Source organism: Lysobacter sp. 1R34A, from assembly GCF_051217035.1.
In the GTDB taxonomy this organism is placed as follows: Bacteria; Pseudomonadota; Gammaproteobacteria; order Xanthomonadales; family Xanthomonadaceae; genus Lysobacter.
This window is the reverse complement of record NZ_JBPKJP010000002.1, coordinates 149,879-171,733: the sequence shown is the minus strand read 5'-3', so window position 1 is coordinate 171,733 and position 21,855 is coordinate 149,879. Positions and strand designations below refer to the sequence as shown.

Sequence of the window (21,855 nt, the reverse complement as noted above, 5' to 3'; positions counted from 1 at the left end):
GCCGCCGCGCCGCCGCCCGCAGCGCCGGTCGCGCAGCGGCGCACGCCGGTGGCGCTGCGCCTGGAGCAGACCATGGCCAACGGGGTAACGCCGTCGCGCACCGTGTTCGGCCTGCACCGCCATTTCGGCTGCTGGTGGATCCGCGGCGGCTGAGCGCACGCGGCCGCGGGCCTTCCATACGCCGCTCGATTGGGCCTGAACCGGGCAGGCAGGGCACAATAGGGGTTTCCCCAACCCCACCACGGAAGCCGACGATGCAATACCCCGAATGGATCTGGCACAACGGTGCGATCAAGCGCTGGGCCGAAGCGACCACCCACGTCATGTCGCACGCGCTGCACTACGGTTCGTCCGTATTCGAGGGCATTCGCACCTACGACACGCCGCAGGGCCCGGTGATCTTCCGCCTCAACGACCACAACACGCGCCTGTTCGCCTCGGCCAAGATCTACGACATGGGTATTCCGTATTCGGTCGAGCAGATCAACCGGGCCTGCCACGAAGTGATCAAGGCCAACGGCCACACCACCGACTACCTGCGCCCGGTCGCCTACCGCGGTCTCGGCGGTTTCGGCCTGTCCGCCGACACCCCCACCGACGTCGCCGTGGCGACCTGGAAGATGGGGCAGTACCTCGGCGCCAGCGTGCTCGAGGAAGGCATCGATGCCTGCGTGTCGAGCTGGCAGCGCTTCGCTCCGAACACCATCCCGGCCGGCGCCAAGGCCGGCGGCAACTACCTGTCCGGCCAGTTGGTCGCGCGCGAAGCGCGTCGCCTGGGCTTCGGCGAAGGCATCGCGCTCGCCTCGACCGGCCTGCTCTCGGAAGGCGCGGGCGAAAACCTGTTCCTGGTGTTCAACGGCGCCCTGCACACCACCCCGGTCAGCGCCGCGCTGCTCAACGGCCTGACCCGCAACACCATCATCACCCTCGCCCGCGACGTCGGCATCGAAGTGATCGAACGCGACCTGCCGCGCGAGTACCTGTATCTGTGCGACGAGCTGTTCATGTGCGGCACCGCCGCCGAGATCACCCCGATTCGCTCGGTCGACGGCCGCCAGGTCGGCAGCGGCCGTCGCGGCCCGGTCACCGAACGCATCCAGGAACTGTTCTTCGGCCTGTTCAACGGCAAGACGGCGGATAAGTATGGGTGGCTGGAGCCCGTCAGCTGAGCTGACGGGATTCGGGACTCGGGACTCGGGACTCGGGACTCGTAGAGCGGTCGGGGCGAGCTTGTAGCTCATCACCGGCTCGGTAAAAAACAAAACGCCCGGCTTCGACGAAGCCGGGCGTTTTGTTTTTGCTTTACCGAGTCCCGAGTCCCGAACCCCGAGTCGCGGCTCTTGAGCGAGTCCCGAGTCCCCAGTCCCGAGTCCCGGCTCCTTGCCGAGTCGCAAACCAAAGCCCCGGCAACTCAGAACGTCAACGTGGCCACCACCCCCACGACCTTCCCGGGCTTGACCCGCACGTCCCAGCCGTAGAGCTCGCACAGGCGACGCACGATCGACAGGCCGATGCCGCCGCCCTGCGAGTGGCCGGCGTGGGTGCCGCGGTAGCCGCGCTCGAACAGCTTGGCCGCGTCTTCGGCGCTGAGGCCGGGGCCGGAGTCGATGACGTCGACCGAGCGCGCGTGCAGGCGCACCACCACTTCGCCCTGGGTCGTGTACTTGACCGCGTTGCCGATCAGGTTGCCCAGCGCGACGGCGACCGCCGCTTCCGGGGCGTCGACGACCAGGCCCTGTTCGCCTTCGATGCGCAGCACCAGCGGCTTGCCGCCGAGCTGGGCGCGATGGGCGTCGAGCAGTTGTTCCGACAGCCGCGCGACGTCGGTCGAGCCGTGCCCGCGCTCGTTGCGCGACAGCAGCAGCAAGGCGCTGATCAGGTCGGTGCACTGCTGCTCGGCGCGCTGGATACGCAATAATCGATTGCGAGTCTTTTCCTCGATGTCCGGGCGCGACAGCAGCAGCTCGACCGCGCCCTTGATCACCGCGAGCGGCGTGCGCAGCTCGTGGCTGACGTCGGCGTTGAACTCGCGGTCGCGCTGGACCACGTTGGTCAGGCGCTCGGCGTAGTCGTCCAGCGCTTCGGCTAGCTGGCCGACTTCGTCGTCGGGGAAATGCGCGGCCAGCGCCTCGGCCTGCGCGCTGCGGCCGGAACGCTTGAGCCGGTTGGCCAGTTCCGACACCGGGCTCATCACGCGCGAGGCCGCCCACAGGCCGACCAGCAGCGAAAACAGGGTGAACACCGGCACCGACAGATAGATCGCCCGGTTGAACTGCTCCTCGCTCTTCGCGCCCTGGCTCATGTCGTAGGCCAGGAAGAACCATTCGGTCGGCGTCTTGCGCACCCCGAGCTTGTACGAGAACGGAGTGCCGTCGGCGTCTTTGCCCTGGATGTTGTGGATGCCGTCCGGCAAGGCATACCAGTCGGGTTGCTCGAGGCGCAGCTCTTCGAATCGGTCGCTTTTCACCACCCGTGCGCGGACTTGCTGGAACGGCACCTCGGGCTTGGAGTTCGGCGCCGAATAGAATTGCCGCGCATATTCGTCGATGTTGCGATTCATCACGTCTTCGACGAGCTGGTTCTCGACCCTTGTGCGCGTCCAGTTGGTCGCGAACGCGAACATCGCCGTCAGGCCGAAGCCCAGCAGCACGAACGACAGGACGATACGGCTGCGCAACCGCCGCCGGTAGCGCTTCTTTTTCTTCAGCCGCGCTGCGGAAGGATCCTCTGCAGCCACGCGGTCAACCGTTGCTTTCGGGCGCTGCGATGCGATAGCCGATGCCGTGGCGGGTCTGGATCAGCGGCGTCTCGAACGGCTTGTCGACCACCGCGCGCAAGCCGTGGATGTGCACGCGCAGGCTGTCGGAGTCGGGCAGCTCTTCGCCCCATACGCGGGTTTCCAGTTCCTGGCGCGTGACCACCGCCGGCGAGGCTTCCATCAGCGCCTGCAGGATCTTCAGCGCGGTGGGGTTGAGCTGCAGCAGCTTGCCCTGGCGACGCACTTCCAGGGTGTCGAGGTTGTATTCCAGGTCGGCGGCATTGAGCACGCGGGTCTGCACGCCGCGGCCGCGGCGCGACAGGGCGTTGAGGCGGACCTCGACTTCCTGCAGGGCGAACGGCTTGATCAGGTAGTCGTCGGCGCCGGAATCGAAGCCGGCCAGCTTGTTGTCGAGGCTGTCGCGTGCGGTCAGCATCAGCACCGGAGTCTGCTTGCGCGCTTCGTTGCGCAGCTTGCGGCAGACCTCCAGGCCGTCCAGACCGGGCAGGTTCAGATCGAGGACGATGGCGTCGAAGTCGTGCACGACCGCCAGGTGCAGTCCGGTGATGCCGTCGGCGGCGAAGTCCACCGTGTGGCCGCGGTCTTCGAGAAAATCGCCGAGGTTGGCGGCGATGTCTTGGTTGTCTTCGATCACGAGTATGCGCATGGGCTCTTCCCAGTTGAGTGGCGTTCGACCGCAAGATCGCGCCCGGGTTCCAGAGTCGGGCTGCTGCGCGAAGCGCAACAGCGGCAAGCGAACGATTCTGCCAGAGCGCGGGGCAATGCCGGATGAGCCGGATGGCATGGCGGCAGGCCGCGGCCGTCACGGTTCGCGGCCGGCGCCCTGCCCGCCTCGGTGCCGGACCGCCTCGCGCGGCGTCCGCGACGCCGGCGGCCGAGGGCTTGGATCGGCAAAAAACCCGCAAAACAAAGGCCCAAGCGCGGGGCCACCGCGCTTGGGCCAAAAGGGTATTGCCCCGATTACCGTAACCTGCTTTCGACCAGATCCCTATCCGTAACGTTCTGACGAGGAGCGTGACTTGGAGGAGCGGCAGTGCTGCGGTCCGGGTAACGCTACGCGGATTTCGATTAAACGGTCGTTAAAAACGATGTTAAAAAATAATTAATTGCAACCCGAAGTTGTCATCTTGAGGGCCCGGCCCTTCCGCGCCGGGGAGACACCGTTCGGCGGATCGCCGGCAGATGACCTGCCAGGCTTGCCATTCCCCCCGCCCGACCCGGTCAGGGGCCCGGCCGGGCGCCTGTTCAGCGTCTCGTGGCGGTGCGGCGCCCGGACCCGAGCTTCAGCTGGCCGGCCACGTGCTCGATGATTTCCCCGGCCACGTCGACCCCGCTGGCCTCCTCGATGCCCTCCAGGCCCGGCGAGGCATTGACCTCCAGGACCAGCGGGCCGCGCACCGAGCGGATCAAGTCGACGCCGGCCACGCCCAGGCCGAGCACCCGGGCGGCGCGGACCGCCACCTCCTGCTCGGCCGCGCTCGCGCGCACGCCCTTGGCGGTGCCGCCGCGGTGCAGGTTGGAGCGGAAGTCGCCCTTCGGCGCCTGCCGCTTCATCGCCGCGACCACCCGGCCGCCGACCACGAAGCAACGCAGGTCCGCGCCCTTGGCCTCGGCGACGAACTCCTGGACCAGGAAGTTGGCGTACAGGCCGCGCAGCGCCTCGATCACGCCCTTCGAAGCCGACAGCTTCTCGGTCAGCATGACTCCGGCGCCCTGTGTGCCCTCGTTGAGCTTGATCACGTGCGGGGGCGGGCCGAGCATCGACAACAGGTCGGCGGTGTCGTCGGGGTTGTCGCCGAACACCGTCGCCGGCAGGCCGATGCGCTCGGCGGCCAGCAGCTGATGGCTGCGCAGCTTGTCGCGCGCGCGCAGGATCGCGTCGGAGGTGTTCGGGGTGTAGGTCTCCATCAGCTCGAACTGGCGCAGCACCGCCGAGCCGTAGCGGGTCACCGAGGCGCCGATGCGCGGAATCACCGCGTGGTAGCCGGAGATCTCTCGCCCCTTGTAGTGCATCTCGAAACCGTCGGACGCGATGCGCATGTAGCAGCGCAGCGGGTCGAGCACGCGCACGCTGTGGCCGCGCTCGCGGGCGGCCTCCACCAGCCGGCGGGTCGAATAGAGCTTGGTATTGCGCGACAGGATCGCAAGCTTCATCGGAAGGGATTCGCGTGGGTGCAAGAACGTGGAGGAGAGGACAGACCGGCGGCCGGCGCGTTCAGACGCGCGGGTGGCGCCGCCGGACGCGTCCGTGGAGGAACGAGCGTGACGGATCGACCGTGAACAGCTCGGTCACCGCGGTGCGGCCGAGCAACATCGGGAAACGCATGCCACGACGATCCGCCAGGTTTATTTCAATTTCGCGTTCGACGCCGGCCAGACTCAGCACGGTACGGATGAACACCCGGCTGCTGCGATGACCGCCGGAGTCGGTGACCCAACGCTCGTCGTGCACCGGCGCCCGTGCCTCGACACGCTCCGCGCCCGGCGCCCCGAGGGTCAGCTCGAAGCCCACCCAGGGCCCGCCGGCCTCGACGAAGCGCCATTGCGAATCCACGTGCAGCGCCGAGCTGCGCGCGCCGGTATCGATCTTGGCGCGGATCGCGGCCAGCCCCAATGCGGGCAACGCCGCCGCCTCGCGCCAACCGAGGACGATCTTCGATGACATCGTACCTCCGCAGTAGCGAATGCTGCCGGCCAGGACGACCGCGACCGGGCTTGGACCGCGACCGCCGCCGGTCGTTCCGTTCCAGGCGCGGCGCGGCGACAAAAAACGGCGACCTCGCGGCCGCCGTACGTATCGGACCGGAGCGGGCGCGGATCGTCCGGCCTGCGGCTACGGTGCGATGCGCGACGACCCACTCGGGACCGGGCGCGCAGTCTAGCGCGACGATGGTGAAGCGTCGATGCGCACCGCGCGACGGCCGGACCGCCTGCGGCGCGCCCATCGCAATGAATCTTTCACATCGCACGGCAACCGGTTCGCTGAACCAGTCAGGCGGATGTGCGCTGCGGCGCATCCTGGATCGCCTCGTATCGCCGGTTCGGCGATACGCCTAGCTTCGGCTACCGCAGCCGATCACGCGGCCCCCGCTCACCCCGCAGACAGCAGCCGCCACGCCAGCCAGGCCGGGACGCCGAGATAGAACGCCAAGCGGCCCAGCCATTCCAGCGCGTCGCGCAGGGCGGCGGCGTGCGCGTAGCGCAGCGCCATGGCGAGTGCCGCGACCGTTTCGATGGCCATGCGCAGCACGGCGGCGAACAGCATCAGGCCGATCGACCAGGACGCCCACCAGATCAACAATCCGGTGAGATAGGCCGCCAGCCCGTAGCTGTAGTACTCGCCGAAGGTACCGCCGAAGGCGATGACCTGATGCAGGCGGAACGCGACCAGCGCCAACAGCAACGGGAACAATGCGAATTTCACCAGCGGATGATCGAGCCGGCGCCGATGCGCATCGGCGCGGTGCTGGACGAGCTCGGCCCGAGCAGCAGCGAAGCGGCCTTCCCAGACGATCGGCACGCCGGTCGCCAACAGTCGGCGCAGGGCTTGCGGACGCGTCAATACCAGGCTCCGCGTCCAGAGCGGGCCCGTGGACAGGCGCAGATCGACGCCGCTACGCGGCAGCGGCAGGCGCCATGGCCGTAACGCGGCGATCGAGGCCAGCGGCAGTTCGATCCGTTGCCGGCGCTGATCCAGCACCAGCAACGCAGCTTCGACGCGCGCTTGCGCGGCGAACGCGTACTCGATGGCCCAGGCCGCCAGCGACGGCAGCAGCACCGCCACGGCGAACAGCCGCAGCTGCGACAGGGATTGGATCTGCAGACCGGTGCGCGCGAGCATGTCGAAGGCCAGCCACAACAGCCCCGCGCCGGCGCACAGCCTCAGGACGCCGCTGAGCGCGCGCCAAAACGGCGACAGCACCACCGCGTCGACGACCGGTTCCGGTTCCGGCGCGGCGACGGCGCGGCGGCGCAACGTCTGCCATGCGGCCAGCGCCGCCAATGCCAGCAGGAAGGCCGCGCCCGCGCGCCCCACCCAATCGCCCCAGCGCACCATCAAGGTAGGCGACGGGTCGCGGGCGCTGACGAAGGCGGTCAACACCGCCTGGTCGCCGACCGAGGTGTTCGCCAGCACCTCGCCGGTGTCGTCGATGATCGCGCTGAGGCCGTTGGTGGTGACGCGCACCTGCGGCAATCGCGTTTCGATACTGCGGAACGCCGCGACCGCCAGGTGCAGACGGGCGCCCACCGGGTAGGCGGTGAACCAGGAATCGTTGGACATGCCGAGAATGGCTTGCGCGCCGAGCCGTGCGCCGTCGATGGCCAGGTCGGTATGCACGTCGTCCAGGCAGATCAGCGGCACCACGTTGACCTCGCGCCCGTCCGCGCTGCGCAGGGGCAGCACGCGCGCGCCGTCGCCCGCGCTCCAGCCGCCGGTCCACGGCAGCCAGCTCCGCAACAGCGGACCATCGAGCCAACGCGGCACGTGCTCGGTCAGCGGGAACGGATGGGTCTTGCGATAGAAGCCGAGCAGCCCCTTGCCGGGCTCGAGGAACGCGGCGGCGTTGTATTCGCCTTGTTCGTCGCGGTCGTAGGTGCCGAACACCAGCGGCACGCCGGCGGTATCGACGAAGCCCTGGATCTCGCGGTCCAGCGCGGCGCCGTCCTCGCTGCGCGGGCTGCCGAAGCTGGTCGGGTAGACGGTCTCCGACCACAGCAGCACGTCGGCGCCGTGGTCGCGGATCGCCGACCACGACAGTTCGTAGTGCGTATCGAGCACCTTGCGCACCACCGCATAGGCGCCGATTTCCTTGCGCAAGCGCTCGTAGTCGGTGATGTTGGCCTGGACCATGGCGACGCGCAGCGTCGGCGCATCGTCGGCCACCGGCGCCTGCAAGCCGGCGCGGCGCGCCGCGCCGTAGCCCGCCATGCAGGCGACGATCAGCGCCCCCAGCGCGAGCGGCCGCAGCAGTGCGCGCATGCCGCGGTCGCGCTGGCGGACGGCGAATGCGACCGTCTCGTTGACCAGCAGCAACAACAAGGTGATGCCGGCAGCGCCGCCGAGGTCGGCGACCTGACGCAACACCGCGGACGGAAACAGGCCGTGCCCCAGGGTGTCGCCCAGCAGCTTGGGCAGCAACCACTCGCAGGCCACCCAGGCCGACCCCGCGGCCAGGGCGCGCAGCACCGGCCCGTAACGCCGCCCCGCCCACCGGCGCACCAGCGCGAAGGCGAGGAATTGCGGCTGCAGCACAGGGGCCAGCATCAGCAACACCGTCGTCGCGGTGAGCGCGCCTACCCCGATATAGGCGCCGATCGCCGCGCCGAACCAATGAAACACCGCGGCCGCGAAGGCGATGCTCATCAACGCCGCATTCGCCAGCGTACGCGGCGTGGACCTGTCGCGATCGAGCACCAACAGCCACGGCACCAGCGCGACGAAGCCCAGGCCCCAGGCGGGGCCGCCGCGTGCGTACAGGCCGAGCAGGACAGCGGTGGCGAGAATGCCGGCGAGGCTACGCCAGCGGGACGAGGACAACCGCTCCTGGATCAATCGAAACACTCCGTGTCGCGGGTTCAGCGCGGGGGAATCCGGATCGGCCGCTGCGGCATCCCGGGCGGCGCGAGTTCCGGCGGCACCACCCGGTCGGCCGGCATCGCGATGGGGCGGCCCTGCGCGTCGTGCAAGGTGAAGCCCGGAGCGAACATCAGCACCGGCTCGATCGGCACGCCCTCATCGGTCACTTGATGGTGGCGAACATAGCCCGTGGGCAGCTCGTAGTTCTCCGGCACGGCCAGGCCGAGCAGCGGTGGACTGGTGCCGGGCGGATTGAATGCGCCGAGCCCGGTACGCACGCCGGCTTGCTGCAAGGCCTCGATGACCTGCGCGCCGGTAGGCTCGGGGTCGCCGGGTCGGAAGTAAGCGGCCAGGTCGTTGGGATCGTTGCTCGGCATGGCCGGCGGTTCGGGCGACGATGCGGCGGGTCGTGTGCGATTCGCGGATGCAGGTGAGCCGTCGAGCGGAGCGGACGCCGCATCGCGATCCACGCCGGCCGTTGCGGCGACGGCATCCGCGCTTCCCGCAGGCTCGCGCATCCACCACCCCGCCGCAATCACGGCGGCCAAGACCGCGGCGACGGCCATCCACGGCGCGGGCCCACCGCGGGCAGCGGGTGCCTTCGCGATCACACGCATGCCCTCGCCGTCCGCTCGGGACGACGGGGCATGCGGGCGATCGCGCCTGGTCATGGTCGGCTATCCGCCGGATGCATGCGTCAGGGCGAAGCCGGCTGATACACCGACAGGGCCCAGCCCATGCGCTCGTGCCCGTACTGGTTCCAGATCGGGCTGCGGCCGTTGGTGAAGCTGGAATAGCGCGGCGCGCCGGTGCCGGTGCTGCCGCCCCACAGCCCAGCCGACACCGTGCCGCCGGTGTAGGTCGGGTGGGTATCGTCGGACTGGATGTAGTCGAACGAACTCGACGAAGACACGAACTTGGTGTTGGCGTCGCGCAAGGTCGCACGCAAGGTGACCGCGGTGCGGTTGATGTAGCTGGCCTCGCTTTCGCCGGCCACGTAGCGCAAAGCGTCGGAGTCGATCTGGCCGTCGCCGTTGCTGTCGTAGTCCGCGCCCATGTACTGGGCGAAGCTGTCCGCGCACTGGAAGCCCTTCTGGCGAGCGTATTCGCACATCCAGTAGTTCATCTTGGCGATGGCGGGCAGGAAGCGATCGCGCATGTTCACCGTCTGGCCGGTGGCGGCATCGCGGCACGAGCTCTGCACGTTGTCGGCGTTGTAACCGGGGTAATACAGATTCGAAATCACCTTGAGCTTGGTGTTGGCATGCGCATTGGCGTTGATGTAGTCCATCGCCGCCGCCACGTAGGTCCTGCAGGAACTGACCGCCGCGTCCAGCCCGCTGTAATTGCAGGTGCCGGTCTGCTCCTTGAACGCGGTGCGCGCCTGCAGGCCGTCGTTGCCGCACATCTCGAAGCTCACCACCCGGGTCGAGGCGGCCTGCATGTAGGAACGGTCGGCGACGATCTTGTTCTCGTAGACGTCCCGCGCCACCGCACCGGACTTGGCCCGGCGAATGCTTTCGACATCGACATTCCAGCGCGCCGACAGGTACTCGGCATCCACGGTCGGCGCCGAGTAGCGCGCCGCGTTGCTGATCGAACCGTTGTAGCCGGCGAAGATCGAATCGCCGTAAGCGACGACGCGGTACTTGGTGGTAGTCGCGGGCCGGTCGACGGTCCACGACACGTTCTGGTTGAGCGTGCTGGCCATGCCCGAAGCCGAGAGCGCGAACAGCGCCGCAGCCGAAAGCAACCGCCCCGCCTTATTGCGGAACAGAGTCTTCATCCTTAATTCCCCTTCGAGGTGATGAGCGCTGCGGACACCGGTGGGTGCCCGATGAGTAACGCGAAACCCGAATCACGATGGGGATGCCCGGACCTCGCAGCACGCCCCCCTGCCATCGCCCCCGGACGCTAGCGTATGGTTTCAGGGGGCGCAATGTGCGCTGCAGCAGCAGCGGGGGGCTGCATCACGTTTTCGTACATGGCGTGGAACTGGAACCTGCGTGGGATGTGTAACGGCCAAGAAGCGCCGCGAGCGGTGAACATCGGATGTGTCCGACCAGATCGCTTTGCAATTCCCGAGCGATGCATCGGATCGACTTCACTGGCAGCGGGACCGAGGACGCACGCTACGCACTGCCGGATGTATTCCCGTTGACCTCGAACACCAGCGGCAGCATGCAGCACCAAAAAAGATGCATAAACCGTTAGGCGACCCAGTGACATCCTGCACCGCCTCACGCCAAGCCCGCCCTTGCCGCGCTTCCATCCGTTGGCCGTGAGCCCGCGCCCGCTGTTGGTTGATCTGCTGTTTTCCCCGTGGTTCGAGTTAAAGCTCGCCGCTGTCTTCGTCGCCATGCCGCTCAGACGACGAATGCCTCAACCCCCATGGCCGGAGAGCCTCAGCCCCCAGTGGGTTCCGGGTCGGGGGCCGTGGGTTGAACCATCGGCAGTGTGACGGCCTCGACCTGCTCCGGGGTCAATGAGGTCGGCCTCGCGCCAGTCTCCAAGATGTCCTCGTCCAACGCAGACAATTCCTGCGCCGGAGTGCCGGTCAGACAGCGGATACGGTTTCCGCTCACCTGGAAGTGCTCGGCGGGATACGCGGACGGCTCCGGCGCCAGCCATTCGGTATAGGACGCCTCGCCAGCGAACACGCCCCTGACTGCCTGGGCACGGTCCTTGCGCTGTCGCGCTTCCATTTCAAAGACCGGCGCGCAACCGGCCCAGCCGCCAGCGCGCGCGGCGAATACGGGGTAGTGGGCTACCTCCAGCAGGCGCCCGCCGTCGCGTCGCAAGAACAGCAGTGCATGAGTGAAGCCCAACAAGTGCGGCTCGCCGATGTGCTGGTGGAAGTCGAACTCAACCATCGGGCCGACTTGGCGACCGCGAAACTGCTCCAGGACCCGATAGCGAGCCCGGTAACCGCCCCCTAGTGAAGAGGGATCGTCGACCGCGTCCAAGGCAACCCGCTCCCCTACCACGACGACCAATTCTGCATTTGGCTCGGGCACTGGTGCCGCGGCGGGTTCGGGCGGGGCGGCCGTGACCTCCGCATGCGGAACAGAAATCTCGCGTGAGCAGGCGGCCAACACCGTCAGCGCGAGAGACGACACCAAAGCGGCACACCGAGCGGACAAAGGCATCGCAGACTTCCGTTCCTTAGATGCGCAGATCCTCTCCTCCTCTACTGGCTGGCGCAAGCGAGGCCTTCGTCTCAAAGCGAAAACCGATGGCCAGAGCGATCATCTCCCCTGCATCGTCTATATCCCTCCCCGAACGCCGACGGAAATCTCCTGCCCCGCCCGGCAATTCCTCAGACATGGCGCGCCGTGTAATACAACGCCCCGACCAGCCCGCTTGCCGCCAACGTCCACCCCATGCCGATCTTGAAGCGCAGCATGGCGATCAACGCGGCGAGCGCCAGGACGGCGGCGCCGGGTTCGAGCGATGTCCAGTCCGGCCGGTCCAGGGTCAACGGGCCCCACTGCCATGCGATGGTGGCGCGGAAGATCGTATGCAGTGCGAACCAGACGGCGAGGTTGAGTATCACGCCGACGACGGCTGCCGTGATCGTCGAGAGCGCCGCCTGCAGGCCGCGGCGTTGGCGCAGTTTTTCGACGTAGGGCGCGCCTACGAAGATAAACAAGAAGCTCGGCACGAAGGTGACCCAGGTCGTCAACGCAGCCCCCAACAGTGCGGCGAACATCGGGTCCAGTGCGCCGGGGTTGCGGTAGGCGGCGACGAAGCCGACGAACTGCAGGACCATGATCAGCGGCCCCGGCGTGGTCTCGGCCAAGGCGAGGCCGTCGATCATCTCGTGCGGGCGCAGCCAGCCGAAGTCCTCGACGGCGCGCTGGGCGACGTAGGCCAGCACGGCGTAGGCGCCGCCGAAGGTCACCACGGCGGCCTGGCTGAAGAACACGCCTTCGCGTGCGATGACGTGGTCGCGCCCCAGCCACCAGCCGGCCAGGGCGACCGGGAGCAGCCACAGCACCAGCCCGACTGCGCTGGTCCACAGGCCTTTACGCCAGGAGGGCCGGGTATGCGGCGCCGCCCCGGACGCGAGCATCCGGTCGATCACGTAGCGCTCGTCTTCGCCATCCGCGGAGGCTTGCGATGCCGGCAGCCAGTCCGGGGAGATGCGGTACGCGATCCAGCCTAGCAGGCCGGCCCCCAGCACGATCAGTGGAAACGGGACATGCAGTGCATAGATCGCGACGAAGGACAGCCCCGCCACGGTCGCCAGGAAACGGGTCTTCAACGCGCGCTTGCCGATCCGCAGCACCGCCTCGATCACAATGGCGAGCACGGCCGCCTTCAAGCCGAAGAACAAGGCCGCCACGAGCGGGGCCGAGCCGTGCACGACGTACAGCCAACCGAGCAGGCCCAAGACCAGGGCGCCCGGCAGGACGAACAACACTCCGGCGACGATGCCGCCCCGGGTCCGATGCAGCAGCCAGCCGATGTACACCGCGAGTTGCTGGGCCTCGGGCCCGGGCAACAACATGCAATAGTTCAAGGCGTGCAGGAAGCGCGGCTCGCTGATCCACTTGCGCTTCTCGACCAGCTCGCGGTGCATCAACGCGATCTGGCCCGCCGGCCCGCCGAAGCCGAGCGCGCCGATCTTGGCCCACACGCGCAGCGCCTGTCCGAAGCCGATGCGCTCGTGCGTCTCGGCGGGGTCGTTCGGCGTGGGATCTGGCTTGGTCACATGGCACCCAAGGCTGGAGTTGGCGTGTCGCTGTCGGAAACGATAGTGCCAGCGAGCCTCCGTCGCCTTCGCCGCTGCATCGCACTCGGTCTGTTCGCCGATCGGCAGGATCTTCGATGGCTGCGCCAGTATCCGCCAGATGCTTGGTGATGGCCTTGGAAAAACCCGGCCTCAAGACAGTCTGCGTGGCGCCCGACTCGCGTGCAAAGGCTCAATCGGCCGACGGGAAATGGACCACGGCCTCGGCCTGCGGCGATATCGGCAGCGAGTCGCTGCGATGGGAATGGAGCGGGTGATGGGAATCGAACCCACGCTAGCAGCTTGGGAAGCTGCAGTTCTACCATTGAACTACACCCGCTTGCGGGCCAGTTTATAGCGCCTGCCGCGCGGGTGGCAAACCCGGGGCCGGTGGCGCCATACGCGGGGTCGGCGCCCTGCCCGCCGCGCGCTCGGCCCCGTCGCTGCGCCTGCCAGCGTCCCCAACCGATGCGTCGCCGTCGCGCAAAAAGAAACCGGGCCTTTCGGCCCGGTTCCGGTGATGCGATCGAACCAGATGCAGCGGCGCGGCGATCAGAAGCCGCGGCCGACCTGTGCGAACACCGTGGTGTTGTTGCCGCCGCCCTGGCCGACGGTGGCGCTGGCGCCGATGTTGGCGTCCATGCCGAACAGGTGGGTGCGCACGCCGAACAGCAGGGTGCCGTAGTTCTGGTCGAACTGGCGGCCCATCACGGCGTATTCGCCGAGGCCCGGCACCGTCTGCAAGCGTGCGTAGGCGTGTTCGGGGGCGTCCTCGAACTCGCGGTCGACGGTCAGGCGCGCGTACGGGCGGAAGCTTTCGCTGTGGGCGTAGTTGATCTGCCAGCCGACGCTGCCGATCAGCGAGTCGAACTCCTGCTTCGGATAGGCCAGCGAGGTCGACAGGGCCGGATCGCTTTCGGCGAAGCCGTCGACTTCGATCTTCTGCGAGACCAGGCCGAGCACCGGGCCGTGGCGCAGCGAGTCCTGGCCGAATTCCCAGCCGCCGTTGACGGCGATGGTGAGGTTGTCGCCGTCGGCCGAGCCGTGGTGCACGCGGGTGACCGGACCGAGGTTGGCGTTGCGGTCGATGTCGAAGTCGAGTTGGGTGTAGCTGACCTGGCCGTTGACCCAGGCGCGCTCGCCGTACCACCCGACGAAGCCGCCGAGGGTGGCTTCCTTCTGCTCGAATTCGCCGTTGCGCAGGCCGAAGTCGTTCTTCTGCTGGCCGTAGCCGGCGAAGGCGCCGAACACCAGGTTGCCGCGGTTCCAGTCGATACCGCCGCTCAGCGCCGGGCCGGCGCCGTCGTATAGGTCGCCGTGCCCGTAGCGCTGGAAATCGCCGCGCAGGCTGGTCCACCAACGCATGCCGTCGCCGTCCTGCGGGCCCGCGAGGTGGTTGGCGACCTGGTCGGCGCGGGCGCGGCCGCTCATCGCCGCCGAGTTCGGCAACACCGCGATGAAGCGCGGCGCTTCGAGCACCGACAAGGCGTAGTCGCCGAGGATGCGGTGCGCCTTGCTTGAGGGATGCACGCCGTCGGCGAAGGCGTAGGTTTCCGGCGCGTCGGCGGCGGCGTAGTTGAGCGGGCTGCAGGTCAGCGACGAGCCGGTGATCTGCGGATTGCAGGCGGTGCCGGTGACGTTGGTGATGCCGTACGGCGCCGGGTTGGCGGCGATTTCCGCCAGCAGGCTGAAGGTGTTGAGCGGGATCACCCGCAGGCCGGCCGAGGCGAGGCCGCCGTACAGCGCGTTGTTGTAGGTGGTCGACAGTTGGGTGCCGGCGGCCTGGGCGGCGGCGCCGCCCGCGCGGAACTGCGGGGTCAGGCCGAGGTTCGGCACGGTCGGCACCAGCACGTACTGGGCGCCGGCGTTCTGCAGCGCGGCGACCACGCCGATCTGCGCGGTGACGGCATTGGTGATGGTCGTCTGCGCCGGTGCGCCGGCGACCACCGCGAACAGGTCGTTGGCGCCGCCCCACACGGTGTACAGCGCGTTGGGGTCGGCGCGGCCGCCGTTGGCGGCGAGGTAGTTGGCGGTCTGGGTGGCCAGCGAGGGAATCGTGCCGAGCGCGCCGCTGGTGTTGGTGCCGGTGCGGGCGCCGCCGACGGCGTAGTTGGTGCCGCCCTGGTTGGCGCTGGTGGCGTTGGTGCCGTAGTACTCGGCGACGTATTCCGACCAGACCAGGCCCGGATTGGTGGTGAAGCGGCCGATCAGGGCCGCGTTCGGACCGACCGCCTGGAACAGCGCCGGGCGGAAATGGCCGGAGTCGGTCAGGCTGTCGCCGATGAAGACGGTCTGCGAATACTCCTGGGCGAAAGCCGGAGCGGCGGCCAGCACGAGAGCGGCGGCCAGCGCGGTACGAACGGGTTTCATCATGAACTTCCCTGCGGTGTTGTGACGGGTGATGGCGATCGAACGGTCGGTCGATCGCCGGAGAAAGACGGCCGCCGAGCCGGACATACGCCGGCGGATGGCCGAATCGAAACACGCGCCGGCGGATCAAGGCAAGGCGCAGCGCGGCAAAATCAGGCCGCGATTATCCCCGGCCGGACGTTCCGGCGCCGGGGCCAGAGGTCACAGAGCGCGGATACTCGGCCGGCTCGATGCGCGCCGACCGCCGCGGCCGAGACTGGCCGCGAGCCGGCGCTCACGCGACAATGGGCGCATGAATATCCTGCTCAATGGCGAACCGCGCGCGCTCGCGGCGCCGACCACCGTGGTCGAACTGCTGCACAACGAAGGCCTGGGCGAACGCCGGGTCGCGGTCGAGATCAACGGCGAGATCGTCCCGCGCGGGCGCCACGCCGAGCGCGCCCTGGCCGAAGGCGACAAGGTCGAGATCGTGCATGCGCTCGGCGGCGGTTGACCGCGCAATCGCGCTGAGCCGCGCCGCCCCCGGCGGCCGATGCGGGCGAGGGCTCGCCAGTCTCGATGTCTCTCGTCGCCCCGCTCCGCTGCTCCAGCGCGAGCCGGATAAGCAGCGCGCGCGGCTTATCGCCGGGTGAAATACACCGGGTTGCCCATCAACAGCAGGCGGCCTTGCGCATCGCGCACGTCGACGCGCAGCCAATGGCGGGCGCCGTCGCTGCGCCAGCGGAAATCGAAGCGCTGTTCGGCTTCGTCGATCGTCGGCTGGCCGATCAGCGGCGCGACGACGCCGTCGACGAGGGTCTCGACCCGGCCACCGGCGACGTTGCGCACGGTCAGGCTCAACTTCGCCTCGTCTCCGGCGCGCAGGCGCAGTGCCCCGCCCATCGCGACTTGCTGGTCGCCGTGCCGAGCGCTGAGTTCCAGCGCACGGTCCTTCGAACCGCGCACGTCGACGAAGACATTGCCGGCGCGCAGGCCTTCGAGGATCGCCGGCATCGACAGTTCGCGCGCATGCACCACCGTGGTCGGCCTGCCGATGCGGCTGGCGCCGTAGGTTTCTTCGGCCTCGGTCGGCGCGTCGTGGTTGTCGCTGCCGCCGATTCCGGTGAGGCGGCGGCCGGCATTGAGTTCGCGCTGCCAGAACGCGATGCCGGAGCCCGGCGTGTCGGCGTCGCCGCCGTTGACCGCTTCGACCATGGCGACGCGCGACAGATCCGCCGCCGGCATCGGCGTCCAGCCGCAGCCCATGCAGCGTTCGTCGGAGGGGCGGATCGGGTGGTTGATCGACACCGGCGCGCCGCGCTTTTCCAGCGCGCGCAATACGCTGTCCCAGTCCGGCACGGCGGCGCTGCCGACGCGGAAATCGACCGGCGCGTAGGTGCCGAACACGTTGGCGTGGCCCTGAAAGGTGGTGATCTCGATGCCGGGCATCAGCAACAACCGGTCGAAGTAGGGCTGCAACTCGCGCAGGGCCGACAGATGCGAAACGGTGTTGTGTTCGGTCACGGCGACGAAGTCGAGCCCGTGCCTGCTCGCGGCCTGTGCGGTCAGGAACAGCGGGCACGGCACCCGCGCGCCGGCCTGCGAGGCGCAGCTGCCGTCGCTGTGGCCGCTGTGCATGTGCAGGTCGCCGCGGTACCAGCCCGGCCCGGAGCGCAGCGGTTTGCCGGCGATAGCCGCAGGCAGGGCATCGGGACGACCGGCTGTGCCGAAATGGATGCGCGCGACATACCCGGCGCGTTGATCGGCGCGGATGTTGGGAATGCCGAGCAATACCTTCCACTCGCCGGCCGGTAAGGCCCCGGCCGGGTACGACGGGGTGGCGTCGGCGGCGCTGACGGTGAACACGCGTTTGTTGCCGCCGCTCCAACCGCGGAAGCCGTCGCGGCCGAGGAAGTCGCCCGGTCCGATCAGGCCGAGGTCGATGGTGGTCTTGTGCTCGCGGCCGCCGTAGTCGAACTCGACGGTGATGCGGGCGACGCCGTCCGGCACCTGGAACGGCAATTCGCGGTAACTGCGATTGTCGCGCCCATCGATCGTGCCCTCGATGGTCAGGTCGGCGGCGCTGGACACCTCCGCGGCCGTGGCCGTCGCGCAAGCCAGGACCAGGACCAGCGCACCGCAGCAACGGCGCAGCGAAAACATCGCAAACGGATTCATGATCGCTCCGTACAGGTCAATCGTGCTTCTCGATCGCTTCGACCGGGCGCTGGTTGCAACGCTCCGGCTGGCGCCGCGGGTTGCAGCGCGCGATTTCGCCGCGCGGGAATACCACGCGATAGCGGCTGAAGCGCCGATCGGGCTGCGGGTAGTCGGTGGAGATGTAGTGCGCGCCGCTGGCGAACGCGGCCTCGCGCCGGCCCGGGTCGTTGCGCCGCGCCTCGACCGTGTCGGCGTCGGCGCGCGTGCGCACCAGGAAACCGGCGGCGACCGCCTTGGCGATGCGATCGCCTTGGCCGACCGGGTCGTTGAGGGTCAGGTAAGCCGCATCGGAGGCCTGCTCGTCGGTGTTGACGAACATCGCCCGCCCTTCCAGCGAGTGCCGCCCGCCGCGGTACAGGCCGACCTTGCGCGCTTCCTCGTCGAGCGCGAACAAGACCTTGCCGCGCGCCTGCCCCAGCGTCGGCCAGCCGCCGGCCAACACCGCCGCGCGCAGGCTAGGCGCGGCGCCGCGCACGTCGTCGGGCTCGATCAGTTCGCCGGCGGCGAACACCGAGCGGATCTCGGCATCGAGCGCATCGAAGGCGGCGGCGTCGAACGGCAGCGGCGCCACCGCGCCGGGCCCACCGCGGCCGTCCTTGGCATTGACCAGTATCAGGATCGGCGCGTGCTCGCGATGCCGTTGCGACCAGTCGCGGATCTGCCGCAGGCATCGCACGAAGACCATGCATTGGCTGCGGAAATCGATGTCGGCCAGGTGCATGACCTTGAAGCCGGGCCGCGCCATCTCGGCCGCGACCGCGGGCGGCCAGGGGCCGGCCTCGCCGTAGCCGCGACGCGAGGCTCCCGGCGGATGCGCGTAACGGCCGCCGCGCGGGTCGTGGTAGACGTCGAGTTCGAGCGTGCGCGCGCCCTGCTCCAACTGCGCGAACAAGGGCGGGTGCGCATAGTCGAGCGAATCCGCGCCGGCCGGATCGAGCGCGCGATGCGCGGCCAACTCTTCCGGCGGTATCGCGAGCTTGTAGCTGTTATGGGTGCCGATCGCCTGCAGATCGTTGATCCGCAGGCGGGCATCGATCCAGGCCTGGCTGCAGTCCTGGCCGGCCGACGCGGCACGTTCGGCACCGAGCCTGCAGCCTGCCTCCGCGGCCCGTGCGCCGGTTTGCGCGCCGGCTACGCTTGCAAGGACCGAGGCGCCATGCAGCGCGCAGACGAGCAACGCGCCGCTGAGCCGGACTTTCGGCGTAGGTGCCCGCACCGCGCTCAGAACCGGTACATCAGCGCGGCGCGGAACGCCCGGCCGAGCAGCGGGCGGGCGATGAAGGTGTTGGCGCCGGCGTCGGCGCTCTGCAACTCGCCGGCACGCGGGTTGCCTTCGGTCAGGCCGCGCGAGTTGGTCAGGTTGTCGCCGTACAGGAACAGGGTCAGTCCCGGGGTGAACTCGTAGCGGGCGCTGGCGTTGAGGACGTTATACGACGGCAGCCGCACCGAATTGGCGGTGTCGACGAAGCGCTCGCCCTGGTACTCGTAGGCGAGCTGCAGGCGCAGGCGGTCGTCGAGCAGGTTGATGCCGGGGACGATGCGGAAGCTGTTCTTCGGCACCCGGATCAGCTGGTTGCCGACGAAGTCGCGCAACACCGGCGCGCCGTTGACGATCTCGGTATAGCGCAGGCCCTTGTACTGCGGGTCCTGCACGGTCGCGGTCAGCTGCAGGTCGAACCAGCGCACCGGGAACCACGAGGCTTCCAGTTCCAGGCCGGTGGTCTTGGTGTCGGCGTAGCCCTGCTGCACGGTCGAGGTGCCGGCATTGAGGTCGAACACCGCATTGCTGAAGCCGACGTTCTCGTACTTGGTGTAGAACAAGGTGGCGAACACGTCGAAGGTCTCGTTGCTGAACTTGTAGCCGACCTCGCCGAGCTGCATGGTCTGGATCACCGGCTGCGCTGCGGTGTCCTTGCCGACGCAGTCCTGCGCCGCGGCCTGGGTGCAGTTGGAATAACGGGTGATGAAGCTCGACAGATTGGGCAGGCGGAAGGTCGGGGTCCAGCGCGCGAACAGGCCGGAGTACTTGTCGAACTGCCAGTTGGCGCCGACGGTCCAGCCGAGCTTGTCGTAGTCGCGGTCGTAGCTCACGAAGCGGCCCGAGCCGGTCAGGATCTGCGAACTCGCCGGGGTGCCGAGGTCGACCTGCTTGCGGATCTCGGTCCAGCCCTTGGCGTTGACTTTCTCCCAGCGCACGCCGGCGTCGATGCGCAGACGGTCGTTGACCTGCCATTCGTCCGACAGGTACACCGCCTGGGTGGTCGAGCGGCCGCTGGCGTTCTCCCATTCGTAACCGTACCGATAGAAGCCCCGGTCGGTCAGCGTCGTCAGCGCTCGGCCGGTGGCATCCACCGCGACCAGGTCCAGCAAACGCGCGTTGTCGCGCACGTCGAGCAGGGTCGTCGACGAATACCGGTCGAAATCCTGGTCGAAGCGCGCGTAGTAGTAGCCAAAGGTGAGGTCGTGGCTCTGCCCGCCGAAATCGAAGCGGCGCATCAGCCGGGTGTCGCTGATCAACTCGTCGACCGGCATGGTCACGCCGCGCAGGCCACCGACCGTGACCAGGCCGTTGCCGTTCTGGTTGGCCACATCGAACACCTGGCCCGGGCTGTCGACATAACGCAGCTGGGCGCCGGCGGCGCCGGGAATCGCCGCGAGCTGCTTCTTCAGCGCCGGGTCGGACAGGAACCTGGAGGCGCTGAGCAGTTGCAGCGGGAATACGCCGTTGCGCTGGGTCTCGGTGCGGTCGTAGCGCAGCGACTGGGCCAGCTTGAGGCCGGCGCCGAGTTCGTAGTCGAACTTGATCGTGTACTGGTCGCGCTCGACCTCGGTGCCGCGCGCGTTGTCGAAGGCATAGCGGCTGCGGTCGCCCTGCAGCATCGAGGCGTGGCGCGTTTCCGGGCCGGCCAGGGTGCCGTAGTGGTCGTCGAAACCGGGCACGCCGCGGATCTTGCCGTCGGCGTAGGTGCGCATCGGAATGCCCAGGTACAGCGCGACGTTGTCGTCGAGGCGCTTGTAGTCGAAGGCGAAGCGGCCGCGTTCGAACTCCTTGCTCAGGTTGATCCGGTACTGGCCGCCGTCGTTGGCCTGGAAGCCGGGGTCGCGGATGCCGTCGTCGAAGCGATAGAAGCCGCCGAGGCCGAGCTTCCAGCCGGCGCCGAGCGGCGTGCCGAAGAAGACATCGTAGCGGTTCAGGCCGTAGTCGCCCGCGGTGTACTTGACCACGCCCTCGGCGCTGTCGCCGACCACGCGCGGGATGAAGTTGATCGCGCCGGCCGGCGCGTTCGAATAGAACACCGACGAGGGACCGCCGCGCACCACCTCGATGCGTTCGATGGTTTCATCGAGGCGGAACGCCTGGTCGCCGTTGAGGAAGCCCAGGGCCGGGTCGTGCTGCACCGGGATGCCGTCTTCGAGCAGGGTCACCGAGCCGAAGCCGTCGACCGGGATGCCGCGCGCGCGGATGTTGCCGCTGGCTTCGCCGCCGGTGGCTTCGACCCAGAAGCCCGGCACCGACTTCATCGCCTCGGTGACCGAAGTCGGCGCCTGCATGCGCAGGCGGTCTTCGTCGATGGCGGTGATCGAATAGCTGGTCTCGGCCTTGCTGCGCTGGCGGGTGCCGGAGCGGCCGGTGACGATGACGGTGTCGAGATCGGTGGCGCTGGCGGCGGCCATGCTCGCGTCGCTGGCGGAGGCCGCGGCGGTGTCCTGGGCCTGTGCGGTGGAGACGGCGAAAGCGGTCGATACGAGGGCGTAGCGGATCGCCCGGCTCAGCTGGCGGGTGGAAGGCATCATGGATTCGGCGTTCGGAAGGAAGGGAAGGCTGCCGGCCGGTTCCGTCCGAAGGCCCTGCGTCGAGCCCGGCAATCCTGCGCATGCTGAGCCGCGACGTTTAAAGATTCGTGACAGCCGTCGATGCGATTGCGTGCATGCGGCTTGGCGCCAGGATCGGTCAAGCGTGGTTGCGCGGGGAGTCGGAGAACGGCGCGGTCGCAGAGCACAAGTAAACTCCTCCCCCTCCACAAAAGGGGGAGTGCTTGTGCGGGTGGATCAGCGCCGGGCAGTTCGCCCCCTCTGCACAGAGCGGCAGGTGCCTGCGCCGTCAGGCGAAGCGAAGCTAGGCTGCGGGGTCACGCAGATCGCCATGATCTCGGTGAGGCACTGACGCGCCGCCTCGCTCCACGCAAAGAGCCC

At 68.5% G+C, this 21,855-nt stretch carries 15 protein-coding genes and 1 tRNA gene; 2 read left to right on the top strand and 14 right to left on the bottom strand.

Annotated elements, in window-relative coordinates; genetic code table 11:
- Window positions 1-254 precede the first annotated feature (254 nt).
- A complete protein-coding gene (locus ACSAMQ_RS01895) occupies window positions 255-1,169 on the top strand; it encodes a branched-chain amino acid transaminase (protein WP_435394013.1) in 915 nt (304 codons plus the stop codon).
- A gap of 242 nt (window positions 1,170-1,411) precedes the next feature.
- Here the strand turns inward: ACSAMQ_RS01895 and ACSAMQ_RS01890 are convergent, their stop codons facing one another.
- The 11 genes from ACSAMQ_RS01890 to ACSAMQ_RS01840 form a co-directional block, all read right to left on the bottom strand.
- Window positions 1,412-2,737, bottom strand: a complete 1,326-nt coding sequence (locus ACSAMQ_RS01890) for a sensor histidine kinase (protein WP_435394012.1) — start codon at window positions 2,735-2,737, stop codon at window positions 1,412-1,414.
- 4 nt (window positions 2,738-2,741) lie between these two features.
- Window positions 2,742-3,425 (bottom strand): response regulator transcription factor, encoded by a 684-nt coding sequence (locus tag ACSAMQ_RS01885; RefSeq protein WP_031371404.1) that lies wholly within the window; start codon window positions 3,423-3,425, stop codon window positions 2,742-2,744.
- A gap of 599 nt (window positions 3,426-4,024) precedes the next feature.
- Window positions 4,025-4,933, bottom strand: a complete 909-nt coding sequence (gene rimK / locus ACSAMQ_RS01880; protein WP_435394011.1) for a 30S ribosomal protein S6--L-glutamate ligase — start codon at window positions 4,931-4,933, stop codon at window positions 4,025-4,027.
- Between the two features lie 61 nt (window positions 4,934-4,994).
- Entirely contained in the window at window positions 4,995-5,546 is a 552-nt protein-coding gene (locus ACSAMQ_RS01875; RefSeq protein WP_435394010.1) for an ATP-dependent zinc protease family protein, read from the bottom strand.
- A gap of 324 nt (window positions 5,547-5,870) precedes the next feature.
- A complete protein-coding gene (lnt, locus tag ACSAMQ_RS01870; RefSeq protein WP_435394009.1) occupies window positions 5,871-8,318 on the bottom strand; it encodes an apolipoprotein N-acyltransferase in 2,448 nt (815 codons plus the stop codon).
- A gap of 38 nt (window positions 8,319-8,356) precedes the next feature.
- A complete protein-coding gene (locus tag ACSAMQ_RS01865) occupies window positions 8,357-9,028 on the bottom strand; it encodes a hypothetical protein (protein ID WP_435394008.1) in 672 nt (223 codons plus the stop codon).
- Between the two features lie 26 nt (window positions 9,029-9,054).
- Window positions 9,055-10,143 (bottom strand): SGNH/GDSL hydrolase family protein, encoded by a 1,089-nt coding sequence (locus ACSAMQ_RS01860; RefSeq protein WP_435394007.1) that lies wholly within the window; start codon window positions 10,141-10,143, stop codon window positions 9,055-9,057.
- Between the two features lie 619 nt (window positions 10,144-10,762).
- Complete coding sequence (locus ACSAMQ_RS01855; protein WP_435394006.1) at window positions 10,763-11,506, bottom strand: hypothetical protein; 744 nt, start codon at window positions 11,504-11,506, stop codon at window positions 10,763-10,765.
- A gap of 170 nt (window positions 11,507-11,676) precedes the next feature.
- Complete coding sequence (chrA, locus tag ACSAMQ_RS01850) at window positions 11,677-13,074, bottom strand: chromate efflux transporter (protein WP_435394005.1); 1,398 nt, start codon at window positions 13,072-13,074, stop codon at window positions 11,677-11,679.
- Window positions 13,075-13,358: 284 nt separating this feature from the next.
- Window positions 13,359-13,432 (bottom strand) — tRNA-Gly (locus ACSAMQ_RS01845).
- 212 nt (window positions 13,433-13,644) lie between these two features.
- Window positions 13,645-15,441 (bottom strand): autotransporter domain-containing protein, encoded by a 1,797-nt coding sequence (locus tag ACSAMQ_RS01840; RefSeq protein ID WP_435394018.1) that lies wholly within the window; start codon window positions 15,439-15,441, stop codon window positions 13,645-13,647.
- Window positions 15,442-15,754: 313 nt separating this feature from the next.
- Between ACSAMQ_RS01840 and thiS the strand changes: the two genes are divergently transcribed.
- Window positions 15,755-15,955, top strand: a complete 201-nt coding sequence (gene thiS / locus ACSAMQ_RS01835; protein ID WP_031371396.1) for a sulfur carrier protein ThiS — start codon at window positions 15,755-15,757, stop codon at window positions 15,953-15,955.
- 125 nt (window positions 15,956-16,080) lie between these two features.
- On the opposite strand, the gene ACSAMQ_RS01830 is transcribed toward thiS, so the two are convergent.
- The 3 genes from ACSAMQ_RS01830 to ACSAMQ_RS01820 are packed head-to-tail and all read right to left on the bottom strand — an operon-like array spanning window position 16,081 to window position 21,453.
- Window positions 16,081-17,619: a CehA/McbA family metallohydrolase gene (locus tag ACSAMQ_RS01830; RefSeq protein WP_435394004.1), complete on the bottom strand. Its 1,539-nt coding sequence runs from the start codon at window positions 17,617-17,619 to the stop codon at window positions 16,081-16,083.
- 16 nt (window positions 17,620-17,635) lie between these two features.
- Complete coding sequence (locus ACSAMQ_RS01825) at window positions 17,636-18,877, bottom strand: phosphatidylinositol-specific phospholipase C1-like protein (RefSeq protein WP_435394003.1); 1,242 nt, start codon at window positions 18,875-18,877, stop codon at window positions 17,636-17,638.
- Between the two features lie 5 nt (window positions 18,878-18,882).
- Entirely contained in the window at window positions 18,883-21,453 is a 2,571-nt protein-coding gene (locus ACSAMQ_RS01820) for a TonB-dependent receptor (RefSeq protein ID WP_435394002.1), read from the bottom strand.
- Window positions 21,454-21,855: the final 402 nt, after the last annotated feature.